At 38.4% G+C, this 24,873-nt stretch carries 18 protein-coding genes; 8 read left to right on the plus strand and 10 right to left on the minus strand.

From position 1 onward, the window contains the following. Positions 1–22: 22 nt before the first annotated feature. Both ACSHZO_RS14555 and treA read right to left on the minus strand, forming a co-directional pair. Entirely contained in the window at positions 23–391 is a 369-nt protein-coding gene (locus ACSHZO_RS14555) for a DUF1622 domain-containing protein (protein WP_298248118.1), read from the minus strand. A 3-nt stretch (positions 392–394) separates the two neighbouring features. Beyond that, complete coding sequence (gene treA / locus ACSHZO_RS14560; RefSeq protein WP_298248117.1) at positions 395–2,014, minus strand: alpha,alpha-trehalase TreA; 1,620 nt, start codon at positions 2,012–2,014, stop codon at positions 395–397. A 97-nt stretch (positions 2,015–2,111) separates the two neighbouring features. On the opposite strand from treA, the gene ACSHZO_RS14565 reads away from it, so the two are divergent. Together ACSHZO_RS14565 and ACSHZO_RS14570 are read left to right on the plus strand one after the other, a co-directional pair. Beyond that, the gene (locus ACSHZO_RS14565) at positions 2,112–2,570 is read left to right on the plus strand and encodes a GNAT family N-acetyltransferase (protein ID WP_298248116.1); all 459 of its coding nucleotides are present in this window, start codon (positions 2,112–2,114) and stop codon (positions 2,568–2,570) included. A 61-nt stretch (positions 2,571–2,631) separates the two neighbouring features. Beyond that, on the plus strand, positions 2,632–3,444 hold the full coding sequence (locus ACSHZO_RS14570) for an MBL fold metallo-hydrolase (RefSeq protein ID WP_298248115.1): 813 nt from the start codon (positions 2,632–2,634) through the stop codon (positions 3,442–3,444). Positions 3,445–3,922: 478 nt separating this feature from the next. Here ACSHZO_RS14570 and sucC read toward each other — a convergent pair whose 3' ends face one another. Further along, complete coding sequence (gene sucC / locus ACSHZO_RS14575; RefSeq protein WP_295181852.1) at positions 3,923–5,116, minus strand: ADP-forming succinate--CoA ligase subunit beta; 1,194 nt, start codon at positions 5,114–5,116, stop codon at positions 3,923–3,925. Positions 5,117–5,342: 226 nt separating this feature from the next. Here sucC and ACSHZO_RS14580 point away from each other — a divergent pair, with 226 nt between their 5' ends. Continuing rightward, positions 5,343–6,512, plus strand: a complete 1,170-nt coding sequence (locus ACSHZO_RS14580) for an MFS transporter (RefSeq protein ID WP_298248114.1) — start codon at positions 5,343–5,345, stop codon at positions 6,510–6,512. 102 nt (positions 6,513–6,614) lie between these two features. Further along, complete coding sequence (gene lysA, locus ACSHZO_RS14585) at positions 6,615–7,853, plus strand: diaminopimelate decarboxylase (protein ID WP_298248113.1); 1,239 nt, start codon at positions 6,615–6,617, stop codon at positions 7,851–7,853. On the opposite strand, the gene trhA is transcribed toward lysA, so the two are convergent. The 7 genes from trhA to ACSHZO_RS14620 form a co-directional block, all read right to left on the minus strand. Next, complete coding sequence (gene trhA, locus ACSHZO_RS14590; RefSeq protein WP_298248112.1) at positions 7,850–8,497, minus strand: PAQR family membrane homeostasis protein TrhA; 648 nt, start codon at positions 8,495–8,497, stop codon at positions 7,850–7,852. The genes lysA and trhA overlap by 4 nt on opposite strands. 54 nt (positions 8,498–8,551) lie before the next feature. Next, positions 8,552–9,658, minus strand: a complete 1,107-nt coding sequence (locus ACSHZO_RS14595) for a sensor histidine kinase (RefSeq protein ID WP_298248111.1) — start codon at positions 9,656–9,658, stop codon at positions 8,552–8,554. Further along, complete coding sequence (locus ACSHZO_RS14600; RefSeq protein ID WP_298248110.1) at positions 9,658–10,419, minus strand: LytR/AlgR family response regulator transcription factor; 762 nt, start codon at positions 10,417–10,419, stop codon at positions 9,658–9,660. Before ACSHZO_RS14600 ends, ACSHZO_RS14595 begins: the two co-directional genes overlap by 1 nt. Positions 10,420–10,585: 166 nt before the next feature. Beyond that, positions 10,586–11,137 carry a hypothetical protein gene (locus tag ACSHZO_RS14605; protein WP_298248109.1) on the minus strand — a complete coding sequence of 184 codons (552 nt, stop codon included), beginning with the start codon at positions 11,135–11,137 and terminating at the stop codon, positions 10,586–10,588. A gap of 255 nt (positions 11,138–11,392) precedes the next feature. Next, positions 11,393–11,596, minus strand: coding sequence for a hypothetical protein (locus tag ACSHZO_RS14610; protein ID WP_141878296.1), 204 nt, complete (start codon positions 11,594–11,596; stop codon positions 11,393–11,395). 160 nt (positions 11,597–11,756) lie between these two features. Continuing rightward, positions 11,757–13,646, minus strand: coding sequence for a phosphoglycerate dehydrogenase (serA, locus tag ACSHZO_RS14615; RefSeq protein WP_298248108.1), 1,890 nt, complete (start codon positions 13,644–13,646; stop codon positions 11,757–11,759). Between the two features lie 204 nt (positions 13,647–13,850). Next, the gene (locus ACSHZO_RS14620) at positions 13,851–15,095 is read right to left on the minus strand and encodes an NAD(P)/FAD-dependent oxidoreductase (RefSeq protein WP_298248107.1); all 1,245 of its coding nucleotides are present in this window, start codon (positions 15,093–15,095) and stop codon (positions 13,851–13,853) included. Between the two features lie 274 nt (positions 15,096–15,369). Here ACSHZO_RS14620 and ACSHZO_RS14625 point away from each other — a divergent pair, with 274 nt between their 5' ends. The 4 genes from ACSHZO_RS14625 (at position 15,370) to ACSHZO_RS14640 (ending at position 24,854) form a co-directional block, all read left to right on the plus strand. Next, a complete protein-coding gene (locus ACSHZO_RS14625; protein ID WP_298248106.1) occupies positions 15,370–16,590 on the plus strand; it encodes an exonuclease SbcCD subunit D C-terminal domain-containing protein in 1,221 nt (406 codons plus the stop codon). Next, positions 16,591–19,614, plus strand: coding sequence for an AAA family ATPase (locus ACSHZO_RS14630; protein WP_298248105.1), 3,024 nt, complete (start codon positions 16,591–16,593; stop codon positions 19,612–19,614). 312 nt (positions 19,615–19,926) lie between these two features. Beyond that, positions 19,927–20,778 carry a universal stress protein gene (locus ACSHZO_RS14635; RefSeq protein WP_298248104.1) on the plus strand — a complete coding sequence of 284 codons (852 nt, stop codon included), beginning with the start codon at positions 19,927–19,929 and terminating at the stop codon, positions 20,776–20,778. A 122-nt stretch (positions 20,779–20,900) separates the two neighbouring features. Further along, positions 20,901–24,854: an AsmA-like C-terminal region-containing protein gene (locus tag ACSHZO_RS14640; RefSeq protein WP_298248103.1), complete on the plus strand. Its 3,954-nt coding sequence runs from the start codon at positions 20,901–20,903 to the stop codon at positions 24,852–24,854. Positions 24,855–24,873 lie beyond the last annotated feature (19 nt).

Here is a 24,873-nt window from a genome sequence, read left to right on the forward strand (position 1 = left end):
AGTGGCTTTTCTATGTTCAGGTTTAAGCTTCCTGATTCAACCTGTTCTCTTTTACCTTCCTTTGCCATGGAAACCTGCCTTCAATCTCCAGTTCAATGGAAAGACTTAAAAATGTTCTTATCAGGACGATGATTCCCAAGGAGATAACCTCATCCAGCGTTGGTTTTGTTACTACGGTTGCTATAATATCTGCAGCGACCAGAATCTCAAGTCCAAGGAGAATAGCTTTCCCCAATTCCTGCCTTAATAATTTGTAAGATCTGACTCCTTTACTTTGCTTGGCTAGTAAATATTTGAATAATGCTACGATCGTTCCCAGAAGTATCACCGCCACTCCGGTTATTTCTATAAACTTTGCCGCATACTCGATATACAAACTTATGTTTTCCATAAACTATTCTTCTGAAGATAATTTTTTATAAATTCCGTTAGTCCAGCCGAACCCATCCTGGGTAGGATACTCACCACCTCCACTTTCTTTGGAAAGATCCATTACATTGTACTTCTCGGTCATCTTGTAGGTTCGATCGTAAACTGCGCTATTTACATCAAGCCATCTACTTTTTATTTCTTCGTAAAGTTCCAGTTGCTTATAATTCCTTAAACCCTGAATAGTGATCCACTGCAATGGAGCCCAGCCATTTGGTGCATCCCATTGCTGTCCGGTATTATAAGGCGTGGTTACAACACCTCCAGGTTTCAAGAAGTCTTCTTTGATCTTCTTAGCCACTTTGTTAGCCTGCTGTTCATCTGCGATCTGGAAGAATAAAGGATACATTGCTGCAAGAGAAAGGTTTCCCCTGAATTCCTGCTTTTCAAAATTATAATCCTGGAAGAACTCCATTTCAGAATCCCAGAAATAGTTTGCGATCGCCTGTTGTCGTTTTTCTGCTAGCTTCGCATAAGTAGCCGAAATTTCTTCTTTGTCTGAAATTTTAGCTGCCTTGGAGATGGTCTTTTCCAGTTTGTAAAGCAACGAATTTAAATCAACTGGAAGAATGGAAGTAGTTTGAATACTTGAAAGTTCAAACTCATTTCGCTTATTTTTTACCAGCCATCTGCTTGAATAATCCCACCCAGACTCAGCACCAGCTCTAAGATTACGATAAACATCTTCTTTCCTGAGTATTGGATTAGCTTTCATTGCAATTTCCGCGGTTTCTACATCTTCACGGTAGCTTTCTGGTCTTGGAGTATCAAACTCATCATAGTAGCGGTTCAGGACAGTTCCATCCTTCAGCTTAACGACTCTATTAATAGCGTTCCCTGGATTGAGTTCATTATTTCCCTTCATCCAGAACTGATGTTCTTTCACCAATGCATCTAGAAATTCGGCATAAACCTGCTCGCCTTCAATATCAGCTAGAATATCAACCATAAGAGAAAAGAACGGTGGTTGAGATCTTCCGAGGTAATAAGTACGATTCCCATTCGGAATAAAGCCAAGTTCATCAATAAGGAATGCGAAATTTTCCACCATGTTCCTGATAACTACATTTTCACCATCTACCTGCAATCCTAACATAGTAAAATAGCTATCCCAGTAATAAACCTCACGAAATCTACCACCCGGCACTATATAATCATTTGGCAACGGAATAAGAGTTCCCGAAATACTATCATTTGCAGGCCTTTTAAGCTTTTCCCATAAACTCTTTATGTGCATACCTATCTGCAGACTATCGCTCTTGAAATCCAGATCGGCTTCAGGAATAATAAAATGTTGATTCAGAAAGGTTTTCATTCCCGTAACGGTAGTATCTTCCAGCATATCATATCGTTGCCTGATAAGACCTACACTGTATTTAGGAGTCGCATCAACAAAAGTCTTACTGTCCTCGAAAATAGCCCGGGTTTGTACATCATAGAATAAATTTCCGTAGAGCTCGGCTGGTGGCAGTATATTAATTTCCGGGTCATCATTGTCAACAACGGTAATCTCACTGGACTTACAACTGTTGAACATCATCACTAAGCATAGTAGGAATAACTTTAAATATCTTCGGAAGTTCATATAGATGTCTTTAAGATCTATAAATATAAATAAATTGATAACTGAAAAGCGTGGCTACTCAAAGCTTCTTTATATTTTTGATCTATAACTAATGATCATGGAGATACTCAACTGGGATAAAAAATACGCGGAAGAATTTGAAAAAATGAACCTTCACTGGCTGAATGAATTCTTTTATGTGGAACCACATGATGAGGAGGTTTTAGGAAAACAAGAAAAATATATCATTAAGCCAGGTGGAAAGATCTTCTTTGTAAGAAAAGACGAAACTATCGTAGCCTGTGTAGCATTGATGAAGATGGAAGATGATATTTACGAGCTCACAAAAATGGCGGTTAAACCAGCATTTCGAGGTCAGAAGATCGGACACTTCCTGATTAACCATACCATACAATTTGCTAAAAGCAGTGGATGGAAAAAATTGATCATTTACTCAAATCGAAAACTTGAAAACGCCATTCATTTATATCGTAAATATGGATTCGAGGAAATTCCAATCGAAAAAAATAATCCCTATGCTCGTGGTGATATTAAAATGTCATTATTCCTTTCATAATTCTTTATTAAACCAAATAGCTAAAGTCATATCCAGCCTTATCTTAGACTAAAAATTGACTATGAAAAATGTAGCTACTCTAATTGCCGCAGGCTTATTGCTTGTTGGTTGTAAAGATCAGGGGAATGAAAAGGATAAGATGATGAACGACACTCTTGCAGAGAACAATGCAGAGATGAGTCAGACGCCTCCTCAGGAAACTATGGATCTCGAGATCGAACCAATTTCCCATGCCACTGCTGTCTTTAAATGGGGAGATAAAATCTTTTACACAGATCCAGTAGGTGGAGCTGAAGCTTTTGAAGGCAAAGACAGACCAGATTTTATTCTGATCACAGACATACATGGAGATCATATGAATGCGGAAACACTAAAGGCGATTGGTCTGGATAGTGTGACTGTAATTGTACCACAGGCCGTAAAAGACAAATTACCAGAAGATCTGAAAGCTGAATATATAGTAATGAATAATGGAGACTCTAAAGAACTTATGGGTTTTAATATTCAGGCAATTCCAATGTACAATTTACCTCAGTCTAAAGATGCTATGCATGTGAAGGGTCGTGGAAATGAATATATTATTGAGATTAATGGGCAGAGACTATATATTTCCGGCGATACTGAAGATATCCCTGAAATGAGAAATCTGAAGAATATCGATGTTGCTTTAGTATCCATGAATCTACCTTATACGATGCCAGTAGATCGCGCTGCAAAAGGTGTCCTGGCCTTCCAACCTAAGAAAGTAATTCCATACCATTACCGTGGTAAAAATGGACTTTCTGATGTTGAAGAATTCAAGAAATTAGTAGAAGACGAAAATTCTGATATTGAAGTGGAGCTAATGAACTGGTACCCGGAAAGATCGAAGTAGATGATATGGAAACAAGAAGTCGCTCTTCAGATTAATACGCTTGAAATTTTTGTAAAATTTTTAGTTGGCTAAAACAAATTCAACAAATATTTAATCAAGCTAGAACATTAATCTGGGAAGCGACTTTTAAGTTATTGATTCTCATATTATTAAATATAAGGTTTCCTGTTTATTTAGAACGAGTCTTTTTTAACTCAATTGTCCGCAATCATTAATTTTTAGAAAACTTTATGATTTAGCGGTTTTAAGATCTGAACTTTTCATTGCAAGCAAATTGATGTTTTAACTCTATAATACTCAATTTTAACTTACGTTACAGAGAATAAATTTTAGGGTACATGAGAAATAGAGCTAGTATTCCGGAAATGGAATTGGTAATCTATAGTATTACTTGAGGTGAAATAAAACTAATAGCGCAAATTATATAGAAACAAAAAACCCGGCCAATGGCCGGGTTTTTTATAATATGAATAAGTTACTAGGAAAGTACTTCCTGAACTTTATCTGCAGCTTCCTGGAATTGTACCGCACTGTAAACTTTAAGTCCGCTATTATCGATAAGTTCCTTAGCGATATCTGCGTTTGTTCCTTGCAATCTAACAATGATTGGCACATTCATAGCGTCTCCCATATTCTTGGAAGCGTCTACGATACCCTGAGCTACACGGTCACATCTTACGATTCCTCCAAAGATATTAACCAGGATTGCTTCTACTTTATCATCCTTCAAGATCAATCTGAAAGCTTCTTCTACTCTCTTAGCATCAGCTGTTCCACCAACATCAAGGAAGTTAGCCGGCTCTCCACCTGCTTGTTTAATAAGGTCCATAGTTGCCATTGCAAGTCCTGCACCGTTTACCATACATCCAACGTTACCGTCAAGATCTACGTAGTTAAGTCCAACTTCTCTTGCTTCAACTTCAGTAGCATTCTCTTCACGAACATCACGCATTTCAGCATAATCCTTGTGACGGAAAAGTGCATTATCATCTAATGTAACCTTAGCATCTACTGCCATGATCTTATCATCACTCGTTTTCAACACAGGGTTGATCTCAAATAGTGAAGAATCAGATTTTTCAAAAGCTTCATATAAAGACATTACGAATTTGGTCATTTCTTTAAATGCCTTTCCGCTTAGTCCAAGATTGAAAGCGATTCTACGTGCCTGGAATCCAAGCAAACCTGTAGAAGGATCAATCTCTTCAGTAAATATAAGGTCTGGAGTTTCTTCAGCAACAGTTTCAATATCCATTCCACCTTCAGTAGAGTACATGATCATGTTACGTCCGGTAGCTCTGTTTAAAAGAACAGACATATAATATTCTTCCGGCTCACTGTCTCCAGGATAGTAAACATCTTCAGCAACTAAAACCTGGTGTACCTTTTTCCCTTCCGCAGAAGTTTGAGGAGTTACAAGATTCATCCCGATGATCTCTCCGGCGATTTCTTCAACTTCCTTCAGGTTTTTGGCAAGTTTTACACCACCACCTTTACCACGTCCACCAGCATGAACCTGTGCTTTAATCACATGCCATCCAGTACCGGTTTGCTCGGTAAGTGCTTTCGCAGCATCTACTGCTTCTTTAGCGTTTTTTGCTACGGTTCCACGTTGAATGCGGACTCCAAAGCTGCTCAAAATTTCTTTTCCTTGATATTCGTGTATATTCATAATCAGCTATTTCTTCTGTATTTATTATGGAAAGCAAAAGTAACAAATACATACTATTGTACCAATCTTTTTTGAGCTTCTTAACGATAGCCTAATAGTCGGAAATTCTTATGCTGCAGGGCTTTCAGAATATCTGCGGAAAAACGAAAAGGTTATCGCAGAAAACTGAAGTAAATCTGGTGAGACTTTCGATTCTCAACTAAATTTGATCTTTTAATTATTTCTCATGAAGAAGGCATTACTGGCGCTGGCAATTGGAGGTTTTGGAATAGGAATGACAGAATTTGTGATCATGGGTATTCTGCCTGAGATCGCTAATGCTCTGGATGTTTCCATCCCGGTCGCAGGACATTTTATCTCGGCATATGCTCTTGGAGTAGTCGTTGGCGCTCCCCTGCTTACCATCTTCGGAAATAAATGGCCGCCTCAAAAGACTCTTTTAGGTTTGATGGTATGGTTCACTATATTCAATACCCTTTCAGCTTTTGCAGATTCCTACGAGCTTCTAATGTTTGCCAGGTTTCTATCCGGTCTTCCTCATGGTGCATTCTTCGGAATTGGTGCAGTGGTAGCTGGAAAACTCGCCCGTCCCGGGAAAGAAGCTCAGGCGATCGCGATGATGTTCACCGGGCTTACAGTGGCCAATGTGATCGGGGTTCCTCTGGGGACCTGGCTAGGACAGAACTTCAGCTGGGGAATTGCATTTCTCGCGGTTGGTGTGGTTGGGATTTGTGCAATTCTAAGTATTAAATTCTGGATGCCGGAAGTAAAAATTGCCAATGCCGGCGGAATGAAAGAAGAATTGAGATTACTTCGGAAACCAGAACTCTGGATGGTTATTCTACTAACGACTATTGGAACTGGCGGATTTTTCGCCTGGTATAGCTATATAGCCCCACTTATTACAGACGTTGCCGGTCATTCTGAAGGTGTTGTAAGTTATGCGATGATCCTTGCCGGTTTAGGAATGGTCGCCGGAAACTTTCTGGGTGCGAAACTGGCTGAGATGTTCAGTCCGATCAAAGCGGTTATTATAGCTCTGATCCTGATGGTTACCGCACTTTTAGTAAATACTTTCATTGCTTACGATCAAATTGGCGTGCTCATTACTACATTTATTATTCCTGTGATCGCATTTTGTATCGCCACACCCATTCAAATGGCCGTTATCAATACTGCTAAAGGTTCTGAGATGTTGGGTTCTTCGCTTAATCAAAGTGCATTTAATATGGGAAATGCCAGTGGAGCCTATCTTGCCGGTCTACCTATCGCTTACGGGTACGGCATTGTATCTGCTCAATACGTTGGAGCAGCCATGGCTGGAATTGGAATCTTCATAGGGATTGGTGTTATTTATATGCGCAAAAAACAGGCATCACTCCAAAGTGCTATATAGGAATACGCATATTTAACAAAAGGTATAAATTGGTTATATTTAAATTTGATCTAGGGTAACTTTTACAAAACACTGTAGTTTTACGCCAAATTAGGATTAGAAATGACACATAAGGATCTACTTTCTGTAGCAAATGATTTTGGCAGCCCGGTTTACGTCTATGATGCTGATAAAATTACTTCTCAATATCAAAGATTAACCAATGCATTTAGGGTTGATGAACTAAGAATTCACTACGCAGTAAAAGCACTTTCTAATATTTCTATCCTGAAATTACTTAATTCTCTAGGTTGCGGATTGGATACCGTATCGATTCAGGAAGTAAAACTGGGAATACAGGCAGGTGTTTCACCTGAAAAGATCATTTACACGCCTAATGGTGTTTCCCTGGAAGAAATTGAGGAAGTCGTAACATTAGGAGCCCAGATCAACATAGATAATCTTTCCATTTTGGAACAGTTTGGAAGCAGGCATCCAGAAATTCCTGTTTGCATTCGCATTAATCCTCATGTGATGGCAGGTGGAAATTCAAAAATTTCTGTTGGACATATTGATTCCAAATTCGGGATCAGTATTCACCAAATGCCACATTTGTTAAGGATTGTAGAAAATACAGGAATGCATATTAACGGTATTCATATGCATACTGGAAGTGATATTCTTGATATTGGAGTTTTTCTTCATGCTTCAGAAATTCTTTTTGAAGCCGCAAGAAACTTTAAAGAACTTGAATTCATAGATTTTGGAAGTGGTTTCAAAGTTCCTTACCGTCCTGGCGATATAGAAACCGACATCGAAGATCTGGGTGAACAACTCACCCGGAAGTTTAAAGCATTTTGCAAGGAATACGGTCGTGATCTTGCACTCGCTTTTGAACCTGGTAAATACCTGGTAAGTGACGCCGGGAAATTCCTGGCGAAAGTAAATGTGATCAAACAAACCACCTCAACTGTTTTTGCAGGAATCGACTCAGGATTTAATCATCTTATCAGACCAATGTTCTATGGTTCACATCACGAAATCACCAATATTAGTAATCCGGATGCGAAGAACAGGTTCTACAGTGTCGTAGGCTATATTTGTGAAACCGATACTTTCGGAAATAACCGGCGTATTTCTGAAATAAGGGAAGGTGACATTTTAAGTTTTAGCAATGCCGGAGCTTATTGCTTTAGCATGGCCAGCAATTTCAATTCCAGATTGAAGCCTGCGGAAGTATTATGGTATAACAACCAGGCTCACCTAATTAGAGAACGTGAAGTTTTTGAAGATCTTACCAGGCATCAGATCGAACTTGAATTTGAAACTAAAGAGACTGAAGTTTCTGAAATTCAGGATTAAACAACGTATAGGTAAATTGATATAAAATGGGAGAGTGTTCCTATGAGCACGAAAACGTGGAAGATAGCGTGATTAAAAGGTATTTTCTTCAGCATAAATAGGATAGCCCCTATAGTATAGGAAACCCCTCCTGCTCCCAGCCACCATAAACCTTCAGTACTCAGATTTTCTACCATGGAATTTCCGGCGAAAACAATAATCCAGCCCATCGCCACATACATGATGGTAGAGAGCAACTGGTATTTGCCAGTGAAGAAAAATTTCAGAATTATTCCCGCCAGTGCGATCAGCCAGACGGTCCAAAGTATGATATCACCAACCAGGCCGGGTAAACTAATGACTGCAAAAGGTGTATAGGTCCCAGCGATCAAAACATAAATTGATGCGTGATCCAGAATATTCAATCTGGCTCTCTTTTGATGGTCTTTAGCGCTATGGTACAAAGTACTCGCCGCATACAACAGGATCATACTGGCACCAAATACTGAAAAACTTATAAGATAAGCGGAAGAATCAAATTCTAATGCGCGCTCGATAAGCAGGTAAAGTGCAACAATACTAAGCAAAAATCCTATGCCGTGGGAAATTACATTCAGACGTTCCTCTTCTGGTGGATAGTATTTAGGCTCCATGTTTTTTTCCATGGAGCAAAATTAATCTTTTTAAGAAATTCCTTCTATACTTCTAATAGAAACCAGTTATGCCGGGATTTTCACAAAGGTTTCCACTCCATACCCATCTGCCCTGTTCCTGATTTCGAAGATGTACTTGTCCTTGTACAAATTTCTCAATCGATCATCAATATTTCTTAATCCAACGCCTTTTTCAAGCAGTTCTTTGTGAGTGAGTTTTAAAGGTTCTCCATCGTTCTCAACTTTGATGATCAGGCAACCTTTTTCTTCACGTATTTTGATAAGGATATAAAGATTTGTATGATCATAAGAATATCCATGCTTGATAGAGTTTTCTATCATTGGCTGTAGTAACATCGCCGGAATCTTCTTCAGCAGTAGTGAGTCGTCAATATCCTTTTTTATACTAAGATGATCTGAAAACCGAACATTCAGAATATTGAGATAATATTCCAGGATCCTGAGTTCCTCATCAAGGCTAATGCGGTTTCTATCACTATGGTAAAGGATCTCTCGTAGAAAATCGCTAAGATCTGCAATTGTATCCTTCGCTTTATTACTATCCAGATCTGTTAACACAGCAATACTATTAAGCGTATTGAACAAAAAATGAGGTTGTAATTGAGAGGAAAGCATACGCATCCTGGTGTTCATTAACTGACTTTCCAATTTCGAATGTCGTTTTTCTGCTTCTTTTACCTGGCGGAGATAATAGTAGGTATAGATGATAAAAATCATCGCAAAATAGATCAGAAAATTCAGGTCAAGCACATAGACAAATGCGTTTACACTTTTCCGAAGATCAAATTCTGCAAGGCTTATTCTTCCTGCAAGTATGGAATAGAAATCAAATACAAGCCTGATAATAAGGCCTATTAATATGGAGAACAGGGTGTGTATGAAAATGATCTTTACCCAGGAATAGTTCTTATTTAGAAACCTCTTTGTACTAATCGCAATGAGCGTCATATAGCTTACTACGATGATGTAATCAAAGAGCATATTATAGACAAGAAAGTCAGCCCAGCTGAAGTGTTGCATTTCCTTAGGCATAAACTCTTGCATATACGCTGTTTTTGCTATATGTATGAGGTCAAACATCAGGTAGAATCCTGCGAGTAAAAGTACCAGTTTGAAATCTATATACTTTTGTTTTAGTTCATGAAGACTCATTAAATTCCAATTTTTTCAAGAAACTCCTTCTTATGGGATTTGCTTACATGTAACAATTCACCACAAGTCATTTTTGCATCGATCTCAGAGTAATCTGAATGGATAATCTCATGTACAAAATTGAGATTTACGATCGTAGACCTGTGGATCCTGATAAAATTATGATCTAGGATCTCTGCCAGATTGTTCAACGATTCTCTCAGAACATGCTTCTTGCCTTTCACATAAATTTCAGCATAATAACCAGATGCTTGTATATAATGTATTTCCCGGGGATCTACCAGTGAGGTTTTATTGCCTTGCTTAATAGGGATTTTTGCAACAGAATTTAAATGAAGATTACTTTTAGAATATTCATGAAATAGTTCTACGAGTCGTTTTTCAAAATTCTCCTGAGCTTCAGAAGTAGTAGTGTTCAAAACCTTTGTAATTGTTTTAAAAAATCTTTCATCCTTAAAAGGTTTCAGAAGAAAATCAAATGCTTCCGCATCAAAAGCTTTAAGGGCGTAAGTGTCATAGGCCGTTACAAATATTACGATTGGTTTAGGATGTATTTCGATCTTCTTGAGCACATCAAAACCATTCATATCTTTCATGTTAATATCCAGAAAAATAAGATCAGGCTTGTCGCGATTAATTTTTTCAATAGCAGTTTTGCCATTGGAACACTCACCAAGAATGTCTATTTGCGATATATCTTCCAGTAGATTAAGAACACGTTTTCGGGCTAGTTCCTCATCATCGATGATTAAAGCTTTCATATAAAATGTTATTTGGCTATTACAAGTTATGATTATTTACAATAAGTCAAATTGCCTGAGCCTGTAGTAAATATTGATCTATAAGCGTTTGATTCTATGATTGCTGAATAAAGGGCTATCGAACTTTATCCGACAGCCCTCTGACTAACTAACTACTAACCTGTTTTTAATTACTTGCTACCGACACTCTTGAAATTGTACTCGGATTCAACTTAACTGTTCGTTTTTGATTTGCATTTTCCAACCTGATCTTATAAATTTCCCTGTTCACGAACTCTCCTTTTCCAGAAGCTACGTATTTATTCGAAACCATGGTCCAGCCCTTATTCGAACTATAAAGTTCAGATCGTAATGCTGATGGTAAAGCGATATTTTTAAATTTCTGACTGGTTCTTTGCAACTTTCCTTTTTTATCGAATTCGGCTGCCAGGTAACCTTTGTTGCTTCTAAAAGTTACCTGATAGGTAACAAAGTTCTCTTCTGCCAGTTCTTCCAACATCGCAGTGATGTCAAGATTGGAGCGCATAAAGGCGATTGGATCTTTCTCAAATTCTCCGGATTGTTTTTCGGTTACGGAGTAAGTAAAACCATCGCCAGATTTAACAAATTTCGATTTGTTGGTTTCCAGACGAACTTCAGCTTCGTCTAATTCAATTTCCTGTGCGTTTCCAAATGCTGTTACTGCGATTAGCAATAATAAAATAAATAAAGTCTTCATAATGTACATTTTTTGAATGATGAATAATGATTTATTGATATCACTAAACTACATTCAAACAATAGATACAATTGACTCAATGATCTGGAGCACAGGTTTCTGGAACTGAAGACTGGAAAAAAAGATCTAAGTTGAAAAGGAGGGTTATGGAGAGCAAGATGAAAAAAACTAGTTGTTCACCGCTCCAAAATGATGTTTCACAATGTGTTCTAAGCTAACGACAGCTTTATACATAGGCAGTGAAAATTGTCCTTATTAATCAAGATCCATCATTGGACCTGATCTGAATATAGTAGCAGAAGTCATTCGCTTTCGAACTTTACGGAGTGAACTCAATTCGCGTTTGTAAGATTTAATAAGCTTTTCCTGCCTGGAATTGTCCTTTCTCAACTGGTAATAAATAGCTCCGATAATGGTAATAGCTGCACCCAATACTGAACAAAATAATGTAGTATCCATTTTGTTTGTTTTTGAAGTTAAATCTTTGGGGGGATCTATAAAGATAAATTTCAAAGCCACTTAACTTCTTAAAATTGAGTTAATTAACGTCGATATAGAACAAAAAAAAGAGATCAATTAAATTCATGATCCCTTTTATAAACCTCAGATTAAATGTCAATTAATATAGCACACGGAATCTAATTGTACCCTGTATACCTTTCAATTCCTTGATCACCACCTCATCGTAAGCCTTGTCAATATCTGTAATCACATAACCAATGGTTTCATTGGTTTTTAGATACTGTCCAACAATGTTGATATCGTTGGCCGCCAGTATCCTGTTTATATGAGCTATGATCCCAGGTTTGTTATGGTGAATATGGATAAGCCTGTGAGCGTTTTCAAGAATTGGAAGCTGTAAATTCGGGAAATTCACCGAGTTTGTAGTACTTCCCGTGTTAATGTAATTAATGATTTTTCCTGGTACAAAGTTCCCAATATTTTCCTGAGCTTCTTCCGTAGAACCTCCAATATGCGGAGTAAGAATAAGATTAGGTAAACCTCTTAACGCTGATTCAAATTCTTCCTGGTTCGTTTTAGGCTCTTTTGGAAAAACATCCACCCCTGCTCCAATGATCCTTTTGCTTTCCATATGTTTTCGTAGCGCATCTACATCAACCACCTGTCCCCTGGCGAGATTCAGGAAAATACTTCCTTCCTTCATCCATCCAAACTGTTTATCGCCAATCATATTGGTATTTTCCTTTCGACCGTCAACATGCAAGGTTACAATATCAACTTTTTCGAATAACTCTTTTAAACTATTGCATTTAGTAGCATTCCCCAAAGCAAGTCTCTCGACCAGATCATAATAATAAACATCGAAACCGATCGCCTCTGCAACTACCGATAATTGCGATCCAATATTCCCGTAACCAACGATACCCAGCTTTTTTCCACGGGTTTCATAGCTACCTTTTGCAGATTTGTTCCATTCCCCTCGATGCATTTCTGCAATTCTATCGGGCAGATTTCTCATTAACAGGATGATCTCTCCTATCGCCAGTTCCACTACAGACCTGGTATTACTATACGGCGCATTAAAAACTGCTACTCCTTTTTTAAGGCAGGCTTCCAGATCGATCTGGTTAGTACCAATACAAAAAGCGCCAACTGCGATGAGTCGGTTTGCATTTTCTAGCACCTTTTCAGTTAAATTGGTCTTGGACCTGATCCCAAGGATGGAGACATCTTTAATCTTTTCTGCAAGTTCCTGCTCATCCAGAGCACCAGAAACTGTCTCTACATTATAACCTTCCTCCTTCATTATGGCAACGGCATCTGCATGCACATTTTCAAGAAGTAATACTTTAATTCTGTTCTTAGGGTATGATATTGCTTTGTTCATTTTGTGTAAGTATAGAAATTCGTCCAGGCTGGGAGTTACATGATCTGCTTTTTCAAGCACCTCTCCACGTTGAACATTTTCAGTAAAAGCGTAAAATTTATTGGCCAGTCCAGCCGCCTTGATCTCGTAATCGTTGTATCCATCGCCAATCACATAAACGTCTCCTTGAAGATCCATTTGCTTTAGCAGTGCGACCTTACCGTTGCTTGAAGATAATACATTATCTCTGTCAAAGCCAGTGATATGTCCATTTTCAGCAGTAAAAGTATTTGCATATACATTTTCCTCTCTCACTCCAAGCTCCTTTACTATAGGAACGATAATCTCCTTGAAACCATTGGAAATTATATAGATATGATCCTTGTTCTCCTGGAAGAAGGCTTCATTTCTCACAAAAGAAACAGACACCTTGCTTTTAAGATCTTCGATCACCTGAGGGATCATATTCATATCTGCTTCCAGGATCTCGAGTCTTTTCTCGAGTGATTCTCTAAAACCTATTTTTCCTGCCATTGCCAGATCTGTAAGCTCGGTTAATCGGTGTAGTTTCTGATCCTTTTCAGGATGAGATTTTAGACTGATCTCGCCCAGAACATCCAATGCTTCCACTTGTGTAAAAGTGCTGTCAAAATCAATTACATAATGTCGGTTCTCCTTCATAGCAGGATTCAATTCGGTTGAAATTATTTATAAAACTAGTTGTTTTCTGAAGATTTAAAAATTACTTATTCCTTCTAATTTTACTGAATTAGCATATTCTCAATTTCAGTTTAAAATTTTTATTTAATCTGAAAAACATAAGCGGAATTAAGGTTTTGCCTGATATTAATTCAATCATTCAGAAAAGAATTCGATCTCAGGTTCTTAACCTTCCAATACTTCAACCACTCCTAAAGCTGCGCGCTCACCACTAAGCATAGCTGCATTCTGGGAACCATTTAATAGTTGATCTCCGGCAAGGAAAATCTGTGTACTTAGGCGCGCCTCCGTAGATTGCAGTTCATATTGAATATCTTTCAAGTCTGGAAGTGCCTTTGGAATATAGAACTGTTTTAAAAATTTGATCGTTTTAATGCCAAATTCAAACTTTAGTTCTTCTGAAACTTTCTCCACCAATTCTTCTTCGTTGTATTCTACATCGCGTACAATGGTTGCCGATAACAGCTTTCCTTCTGAAGTATTGTTGTTTAAAATTGAAGAGTGGTAAAAAATATTATTGACCAGTTTCTCTTTATCAGATTGTAAACCTATGATCGCATCCCCGATTACATCCTCTTCCACGGTAAAATATAGACATCGGCATGATTTCCACTCCTGTTTTTGACCCCGAAGATTGGCTACCATCGAACTTGCTTCCGTAGCGATAATGGTAAAATGAGATTTTACTTGCGCGCCATTTTCCAGAGTCAGCACATCATCAGTTACCTGTTTAATCCTGGAATTAAAATTCAACTTAGTAGTCTTCAGCCTTTTATAAAGTTGCATTGGAACCGCATTAATTCCACCCTTAGGAATCACCGCGTCTCCTTCCCCGAACATTTTATAAACAAACTCAAACATCCTGCTGGAAGTCTTTAAATCTGGCTCGAGAAAGATTCCGGAGAAAAAAGGTCTGAAAAAATTACTGATCATCTTTTCTGAAAATCCTTTATTCCGAAGGTATTGCAGCGTCGTGGTTTCCTCTTTGTTGAAGATTTCCTGAATGCTTAGCTTCTTAAGCTCAAGGTTGAGTTTAAGAACTTTGAATTTATCTGAAATCGACCCGATATTTGAGAAAATTGTAGGAAGTAATGCCGAAATATCTCTGGTAGGATCTCCAATCCTGGTACTTTCACGCTTATTGTAAATCACTGCGCCGGGCTTCAGCTTTTGAAGCTGCAATGCTTCCAGATCAACATATTGCCGAACTTTTGGATACTGACTCAACATTACCTGGAAACCTCTGTCTAGCTGGTACCCATCCACTTCAAATGTTCGCAACCTTCCTCCTACGTGACTTTCAGCTTCATAGATTGTAGGTTGATAGCCATGATCTTCAAGCACTCTGGCTGCAACGAGTCCGCTTAAACCAGCTCCAATAATATTAATACTGTAATCTTCTTTTTCCATAACAAATCAAATGTAAAACTAAAAAGCAGCAGAAGGTTCTATAGAATTGTTAACATTCTCAAGATTACTACTTTAATATCCCTGGTCGACAGCAGATCTTTATTACAGAAATTGTTGGTAAAAACCTGCTATTTTGAATGCTTCCGGTTTTCCTGAAACTCAAATTTCACTATCTTGATTTCTCGAATTTCTTACCTGAAATTCAACGACTCCTCACTTGCGACGACAAGTTCTGTCACAGGTGCAGCTTAGTTTAGCATTATAAAATTTTTGCATGAAAATAGTTCATACTGCCGACTGGCATATTGGAAAGAAACTACATAAGCATGATCTTAGTGAAGACTTCGATCTATTTATCAACTGGCTCACCAAGTTTATTGAAGTTGAAAATGTCGACCTGCTCTTGATCTCCGGGGATATTTTTGACCTGGTTAACCCGTCTTCTGAAGCTCGAAGACAATATTATCGCGCACTCATTCGCTTACAAAAACTGAATTGTAAGATTATTGCCACCGGTGGGAACCATGATTCTCCTGCAATGCTGGACGCTCCACAGGAAATTATGCGGGCCCTAGATCTTAGTGTTATTGGCGGCCTGCCGCAAGATCTGGATGAAGTGATCATTCCGGTAAAAAATAAAAGCGGTGAAACAGAACTAGTGGTTGCAGCGATTCCATACTTACGCGATGCCGATCTTAGAAGTGGCGAACAGGCTTCTAATCATGAAGATAGGATTGAAGCTATTAGATTGGGAATTGAAAGAGTCTTTACTGAAGCTGCAGCTATTTGCAAACACAAATACCCGGGAATTCCTGCAATCGCCATGGGACATTTATTTACGGCGGGAATTGAATCTTCAGAAAGTGAACGAGACATACAAATTGGTAATCTTGCTGCTTTCCGGGCTTCACAATTCGGAAGTTATTACGAGTATCTCGCGTTAGGACATATTCACAAACCTCAAAGAGTTTCCGCAAAAAAACCTGTCTTTTATAGTGGATCTCCATTCCCGCTTAGTTTTAGTGAAAGAGCCGATGAAAAAAGAATTCTTTTACTGGATACCAATACCGGCTATGAACCAGATAGCATTGCGATTCCGAATTTTAGGAAGCTTATAAAGTTGAGTGGAAATCTTAGCGAACTGGAATTAAAACTTAATTCACTGGAGCATAACTCCAGTTTAAAATCTTTAATAGAAGTAGCCCTTATAGAAGAACAGTATGACGCACAGCAAGTCTATGCGCTGGACCAGTTAGTAGATCAATTTCAAACCGATGGTTTCGAGATCGTAAAACAGCGTGTTCAGTTTAAAAATCAGATAGAAGGTAGTTCCCAGTTGTATGACGAGGATCAGCAATTGGAAGACCTGAAGCCAAAAGATGTTTTTGCTGAATTAATAGCTACTCACCAATACTCTAGAGATGATCAAAATGAGATCATTGCTGCTTTTGATGAAATACTTGAAGAAGTTCACTCTGGAAATACCGGCAATTAAATGAAGATCTTAAAAATAGAATTCGAGAATATCAATTCCCTCAAGGGATCTCATAGTATCGATTTTACCAAAGAACCTTTTACCACGAATTCGCTTTTTGCAATCACTGGTCCAACAGGTAGCGGGAAGAGCAGTATTCTCGATGTGATCTCGCTGGCATTGTTTAATCATGTGCCTAGATTGGGAAAGATTACCAAAAACGAAATTGCCACAAAAGGAGCGATCCTTACCCGTAACCAGAAAAACGCGATGGCCCGTATTACCTATAGCTGTAATTCCGGGATCTACAGTTCCCAATGGACCATTGAAATAAACCGAAACAACAATTTGAATGATTATGAAATGGAACTTCATGATCATCAATCTGGCAAATTGATTGATTTGAAAAAGTCATTGATCCCAGGTAAGAATGAAGAATTGATTGGTCTCAATTATGACCAGTTCATAAAAGCTGTGTTGTTGGCGCAGGGTGAATTTGCCCAATTCCTGAGGGCAAAGAAGGATGAACGAGGTGAATTACTGGAGAAGATCACTGGAACCGGCATCTATCGACAGCTTGGAATTCGAGCTTTTGAAAAGAATAAGGAAGCTAGCCAGGAGATCATTCAGCAGCAGAACGAGATCAGGATCATAGATCAAAATTTGCTTAGTGATGAAGATTTTGCTGAGAAACAGCTAGATCTAAAGGAAAAATCACAGATCTGCGAAAACTGGAGATCTGAGATAGAAAGTATCAAAAAAGCTATTGAGCTGAAAAAATCTGTCTCAGAGCTGGAATCGCAACTTTCTATTCTAAAATCTTCGGAAGAAAAAGCTAAATTACAGCTAGAAGATTTTGAAAAGGAACAGGGAAAACGTTTAAAATTCCATGAGAAGATCGAACCCAAAGCTGAAAGATTTCGGGAATGGTCTCACAATACCGCCAAAATAAAGGAACTGGAAGCTGAAAAGTCCAGGCTCTCCAATAAGCTCATCTCTACAAAAAAGAATATTGAAGAGCTGGTGGAAAATGCTTCAGCGCTTACAGGATCAAAACTTTCAGAAGAAAGTCTGGAAAAAGGAATATCCGATTTTAGACAACGAGTGCTGGATCTACAACAAAAAAGAGCAGAGAAGCTTTCTCTTTACACTACCAGAAAAGAACAGTTAAAGACAGAGTTAAGAGATACAGAGATTTCAGTGAGTGATGATGCTGCTGAATTAAAATCGAATCTCAATACTGCATATAGCACTATTTCTTCAGAATTAAACCTGCTACTTCAGAAACATCAAATTGCGGCAATCGAAGATATTTCAGAAGAAATGGAAAAGCTAAGAGTATTTCAGAAGCGATCGCGGGATGCCTATCGTTATTTTATGGAGCTTCAGGATAGCAGAAAGGAGTCTGGTGCAATAATGGAGCAGCTGGAAATTCTGGAACCTGAACTCAAATCTGCTCCTGAAAAGATTAATAAACTATTCAAAGACACTGCCTTATTGAAGTCGGATCTGGCAAACAAGCAGCTTTCTCTTGAAAATTTGAAATTACGCGCGAGCCTGGAGGAACACAGAAAGAATCTGGTAGATGGAAAGCCATGCCCTCTCTGTGGAGCTACTGATCATCCTCTTGCCGAAGAAAATGGGGGAAGTACTACAGTTCTGGAAACTGAAATTGCCAGCCTGACAAGAAGATACGAGAGTTCCCGGGAGCTACTTACGCGGGAAGAATCTAAACTGGAAAATATCAGGAAAAATTTCAGTGAGTATTCTGAAAAGTTGAAAGCACTTCAACTAAAGGAAAAAGAGCAAATTCAGCGGTTGAGTACTAATTATGAGGAATTCAGCAATTTAAAGTCTAAGGAAGAATTTCAGAAATATGAAAACAGTCTGGAAGAGAAATCCCAGGATCTGGCAAAAATGGAAAGGTCTTCGCGCCTGCGCAAAGCTTTTAAAAATGCTCTGCCTATCGTGGACGAAATTCAGGAAATCATAGATGCTGGTAAAAACCTGAAATTACAGATAGATAATCTTTACTCAGGATCGAATATTCAAAATGATGTACAGCAACTGCATACAACCTGGATCAGACTTCTACAGGAAAGAGATAGCCTCAAAGAGCAAATCATGACTACTACTTCACAATACTCCGGAATCACTGAAGATCAAGAGAAAGTAGAAAGCGAACTTAAAGCCTTCTGCTTAGAGCATGATTTTGAAAGTGTTGAAACTGCGAGGAAATTTTTATTAAGCGAATCTGAAGCCAGCAGCTTTAGAAGGGAAAAACAGCAGATCGCCGATCAATTAACCAGTGCTCATGCTTCTGGCAAAACACTTTTGGAACAGTTATCAAAACTGAAAAAAATCGAAACTGAACAAGAGCGTTCGATACTCGAAGAACAGTTGAAAGAGAAGACAACTGAACTAGCTAACATGGATACTGCTTGTAAGGAAATCGATAGGATCCTTAAAAATTACGAGGATAATATCAATCGTAAAACCAAACTCCAAGAGGAAATTTTAGAAAAGGAAAAGCAGAGTAAAAGATGGCGTATTCTCAATGAGCTTATTGGAGATTCCAAAGGAAAAAAATTCAACGATTTCGCCCAGGATCTTACGTTATCCAGATTACTCAGCCTTGCAAACGTTCGTTTAAAAGATCTAAATGATCGCTATCTTATCGATAAACCTGAAGTACAGGAAGACGACGGACTCGTAGCAATAGATCAGCACATGGGTGGTCAGCGAAGATCTGTCAAAACGCTGTCTGGCGGAGAAACTTTTATACTCAGCCTGAGCATGGCGCTGGCATTGTCTGACCTTGCTTCTAAAAATGTAGAAATTAACAGTCTGTTTATCGATGAAGGTTTTGGAACGCTGGATCCTGAAACACTGGATCAAACCCTGGATACGCTGGAAAGGTTGCAGGCCGAAAGTTCCAAGACCATTGGAATTATAAGTCACGTTGATTCATTAAAAGAGAGAATTTCCACGCAAATAAAATTAACAAGAAATGGACAGGGATATAGTAGCCTAGAAATAACTTAAAAGAGAAAAGCCGGACTCTCCGGCTTTGTCTTAGGCTAATTCAATGATTAAAAATTAAAAATTGAACCATAGTTTTAAATTTTATTTCTCCATATAAACCTCCTTCTTTTAAGTCTCAATATATTTACGACAATTTGTAAGCCAGGGTTTTACGGGAATCGACACTATTAGTTAAATAATTAACACAAAAGCAACTATTAAGATTATTTTCCCTGTTTTCAGCAGGTTTTATCACAAAGTGACTGCAAAGCTCAATTTCATACCACTGAGTTTAATTATATTTACTCAAACTGTCTACTACACACATTATTTATGGAAAAGAAGATCCTAGTCCCTACCAATTTCACCAAACATTCATGGAGCGCATTGATTTTTGCCATGAAGCTTTTCAAGAAATTTCCATGCACTTTCTATCTAATTAACGTTTATAGCTCTCGCGGATCATTAAGTGAAGCGATGTCCATCCACAAGGAGGATGATGAAGAAACCAATGCCTCTGTTTCTGAAAAAGGACTCGCGAGGATCATGCAGGGCTTAAATTTCAGAAAAGAGAATCAAAAACATCGATTTGAGCAGATAAGTTTTGATGGCAGTCTGGTTGAAGGAATTCAGGAGCAGGTGAATAAACTTGGGATCGATATGATCATCGTAGGTTCGCCAGGCGATACTGCGGGAATCAATACTGCGGAGAATAACAAGATCTCCAAGATCACTGAAAAGGTAAAAGAATGCCCGGTACTGGTCATCCCGGAAAAATATGAAACTGCGATCGATCCTAATCTGGAAATCGTGTTTCCAACAAATTTACGCAAGCCCTTCAAGCCAAGCGAACTGGAACATTTGATAGAACTTGCTCAAAATACAGAATGTTCCATTAGAGTACTCTATATCAATACGGAAGGGAAAGCGCTATCAACCGATCAGGAGAAGAATAAAGAAGACCTGTTGAAGCAACTGGCTAAGGTAAATACCAGTTATCATATGCTTACTAAAACCAGTCCTACAACCGGAGTGCATTTATTCATTGAAAGCAGGGAAAGTGATTTTCTTGCGTTGTATCAAAGAAAACAAGGATTCTTCGGAAAGATATTCAATAAAGCGGCTATCGAGGATATCGATTTTGATCCAAAATTACCAGTGCTTATTCTGAAGGAAATACGCTAAGAATTTTAATTATAGTATCCTGATATTGGTTTCATATGAAAATGTGGAACCAATTCATTTTTAATGTATTTTGGATCACTAAGATTTCACCTGATTAACCTGGAAAGAGCTTAACCAAATCTGTGGATAATACCAGCAAGAAAAAAAAGAAAAATAAGCCTAATTGGATCAAACGCATCCTTATTGCATTGGGTCTGCTATTTCTTGCGCCCATGTTTCTTTTCACACTGGGATGGTTTAGTCGGGATCTATTGATTGATGAGCTTCAAATATGGTATGAGGCGAATAGTAACGGGACTCTGGAAATTGGAGAGGTAAACGCAAATTTTATTACCGGTTTTCCAAATGTTGGTTTCAGTATAGAGGATGTCAAACAAAGTAGTTTTGATACCATTCTGGATAAGAGAACCATCATTAAGCTAGCACGAGCAGATGTGAATATCGCTGCAAGAGACCTGATGCGGGGAAATATTCAGTTTCGTAAAATCAAGATTAGAGATGCCAGTGTTCATACGCAAGTTATTACTGAAAAAAATCTGCAGCAGTATATCGAACTGAAGCTTATCAAGCAACTCGAACAGAACAGCGGATTTGACCTTCCCTCCTGGGTTCACCCTGATAAAACGAATTTTCAGCTGCAGAACGTTCACTTTATTGCTGAAAATAAAATCCTTCACAAGTATTTCGATCTTGTTGCAGAAAATGTTTCCGGACAAATTGGATCAAATGACGAAGTCATTAGTGGAAATATAACCTACGAAGTTTTTATCAACGATCTTGGCTTCAATACCCGAAAAGGTAATTTTATCAATGGAGCCCTGGCCACGGGAAACCCTGAATTTGAACTAAAAAAATCCAATAATACGCTGAATTTGCCAGCCTTTAAACTTCGGCTGGATGATCAAAATTTTGAAGCTGAAGCTCAATTCGTGTTTGATAAACTTACAGCATACGAATTCAGTCTAAAAAATGAGCTAACAGATTTCAAGAAGATCCAGCATTTCCTGGCAGATTCCCTGGCCGCTAAGGTAAAACCATACCAGCTTCAGGATCCCATCGCTACCAATTTGAAACTAAAAGGAAAATTTGCATACGGAGACGTTCCTTTTATCCATGTTGACTTCAGTACGAATAAGAATAAGCTTCAACTATTCGAGGAACTTGAACTGGAAAACGTACAGTCGCACGGAATTATCACGAACAACCTAAATTCGACAGACTCTCTGGCGGAACAACCCGGCAAGCGAGATATCAAGCTTTATTTTAAAGATTTTTCAGCGAATCTGGAAGATATTCAGGTAAATGCTCAGGACAGTTATTACCAGTCTACGGCGAATCTAAGAAACCAGGTCAGGGCAAATGTACAGGTCAAAGGTTCTAATGAAACCATGGCCAGGACTCTTGATCACGAGAACTTCAGCTTCAAGGGCGGGCAATTTTCTCTGGATGCAACCATAGATGGCAATATCGATGATCCATATATGATCCTTAATGCTGCCAAAGGGACATTTACTATGGGAAATACCCAGGTAGCTCTTAAGGAAAACAATGTACAGTTACCACTGCGGCGTCTTGATCTAAAATTGGATAACAACAATTCCATTCTCAGGCAATTGCAAATCGACCTGCCCAATGGGGAAAGTTTGAATTTTAGAGGTAAAGTAAAGAATGTTTCAGCGTTAATGGTTTCAAACCCTTCAACGCCTGCAGAGGCCAGTCTTATTTTAAACTCCGATGCTCTTAATCTTGATGACCTCATCAATACGGCCACTAAATTCACTTCAGAAAATAAAGGTGATCAGGATAATTTAAAGACATTGCATCAAACACTGGCGACGATCTATAAAAAATTTCAACCTGGCTTTCAGCTGAATATAAATTCTGTGATCTACCAGGATAACTTATTTCAAAATTTAAAAGCTCGGGTACATCTAAGCAATTCTGAAGTTATTCAGTTCGATCAGCTTCAGTTCGATTACCAGGATGCAGAAACTTTGCTTTCCGGAAGTGTTCGGGTTCCAGAAGTCAAAGAGAATACTCGGGAGCCTATTTTTATAAATGTAACCGCAGATTCGAAAGGCTCTATCAGAGTTTTTCAGGATCTATTCAATATTAAACTGGTTTCTTTGCGAAAGGGTGATTTTGCCTTTCAAGGTAAATTTACGGGTAACGTTCAGCACTTCGATGAGTTGCTGAGAAATGCTGAAGGTGATCTACAATTATCTGGCACAGAATTATACTATCCCGAGGCTGAATTGAAATTCGCCATGGATACCTTGCATGTAGAAATTGAGAAGAGCGATATCCAGATCGATAGATTTGCATTGGAAACTATAGGTCATCACCCAATTTATCTACAGAGTAAGATCACAGATTTCGCTTCTTTCCTACTGGAGGAAGATACCGATACTGGAAGTATTGCTGTAAAACTGGATGCAGATTACATTGATATGGATCAGTGGCTGGAATCCATTGCTGAAATGGAGCGAAACAGTTTGAAGGATATCAACAAGAATACACATGTTTCAAATATATTCAAGGATATTTATAAGTTTCATCCAGAGTTCCAGGTTGAGTTAGACTCCGTAAAGTTCAATGATCTTATTTCTGAAAATCTTCAGGCTTTTGTGAATTTCGAAAATGACTCGATCCTTAAACTGGACGATCTCAATCTTCAATTTAAAGACACCCGCGCCAGTATTCAGGGCTCAATTACTGCAAAGCAGCCTGTGATGAATACTGAATCTGAAAATCCTTTTGACTTCCAGTTTTCCTTCGCCATGAATGGAAAATCCAAAGATCTTAATGAGCTTTTAAATACCGTTAACTTTGAACTAAGTTCTGGTGATTTTGAGTTTACCGGAAGTTACCAGGGACAGGCACAGGATCTTAGTATTCTTAATTCTAATGCTGAAGGTGACCTAAAACTTGGTGCGACCCTTGTCAGGATCAATGAAACAGAGCTTCAAATCCCCGTGGACAGCCTGCATTTGATGATTAAGAATGATCTTGCAACTCTTGATCGACTCGATGTGGATCTACCTGGTAAAAGTTCGATCGATATCACAGGTACTATCGATCATTTTTCGAATTTTATTAATAATGAACAGTTGGAACTTGCGCATACTTCTAATTTCATGATTAGATCGCCCTACCTGGATAGTAAGGATATTGCTGAATTTATAGGCTCTGATACCTCGAAGAGAAAGAAAAAGACTAGATCTGAATTTAAAGTCACTAATCTCAAGGATATTCTCAGGAATATTAATGACTCTTATTTTCCAACGGCCAGTGTCACCCTGGACAGCGTTATCATTGAAGGGCTGGGAGTTTCAGATTTTAATGCCAAGTTGAGTTTTGACCCTGATGGCAATTTTGAACTGACCAATACGAACTTCAGTTACCACCAAGGATCAATTGATGTTGAAATTCTCGCTAGTGTTGATTCATCGGAAGTGCTTCCTGTACATTTGATGACAGAGATCGAAGCTATAGATATTCAAAAGCTTATAGCAGATCTCGACTATCTTAATATGGAAGAATTACGTTCTGCTGAAAAAATTGCAGGAACACTTGATCTGAAAATTGATGCCAGAACTAAGTTATTGTCAAACGGCAACATAGATATCAACTCACTGAACGGCAGCATAGTATTCGACCTACAAGATCTGGAACTATACAATTTTAAGCCAGTTCTGGAGTCGGTAGTTCTAATGAAAGAAGAGCGTTTTGAAAACCTGCGGTTCCGACCAATAACTCAAACTTTCAGGATTGAAAATGGCGTAGTAAAGGTTCCGAGAACACAGATACAATCTTCAGCTTTACAGTTGTATGCTGAAGGAGAATTCAAGTTGGATGAATATTTTGATATTTGGCTTTCCCTACCCTGGAAAAACCTGAAGTCTAATGACGGACTTCAATTACCTGAAAAAGAAACCTACAAAGAAGCAGGAGCGAAGTTTTACCTTCAGCTAATTCAGAATAAAGAAAGTGATGAAGAGAAAGAACGAAAGCTGAGAACACGTTTTCGACTTTGGAATCGCGAGTTGAAAAATAAAAAATCCTCAGAAAATTAATATTCCCGCCAATTAGCGG

Source organism: Christiangramia sp. 3-2217-3z (assembly GCF_051195275.1).
Classification (GTDB): domain Bacteria; phylum Bacteroidota; class Bacteroidia; order Flavobacteriales; family Flavobacteriaceae; genus Christiangramia; species Christiangramia marina.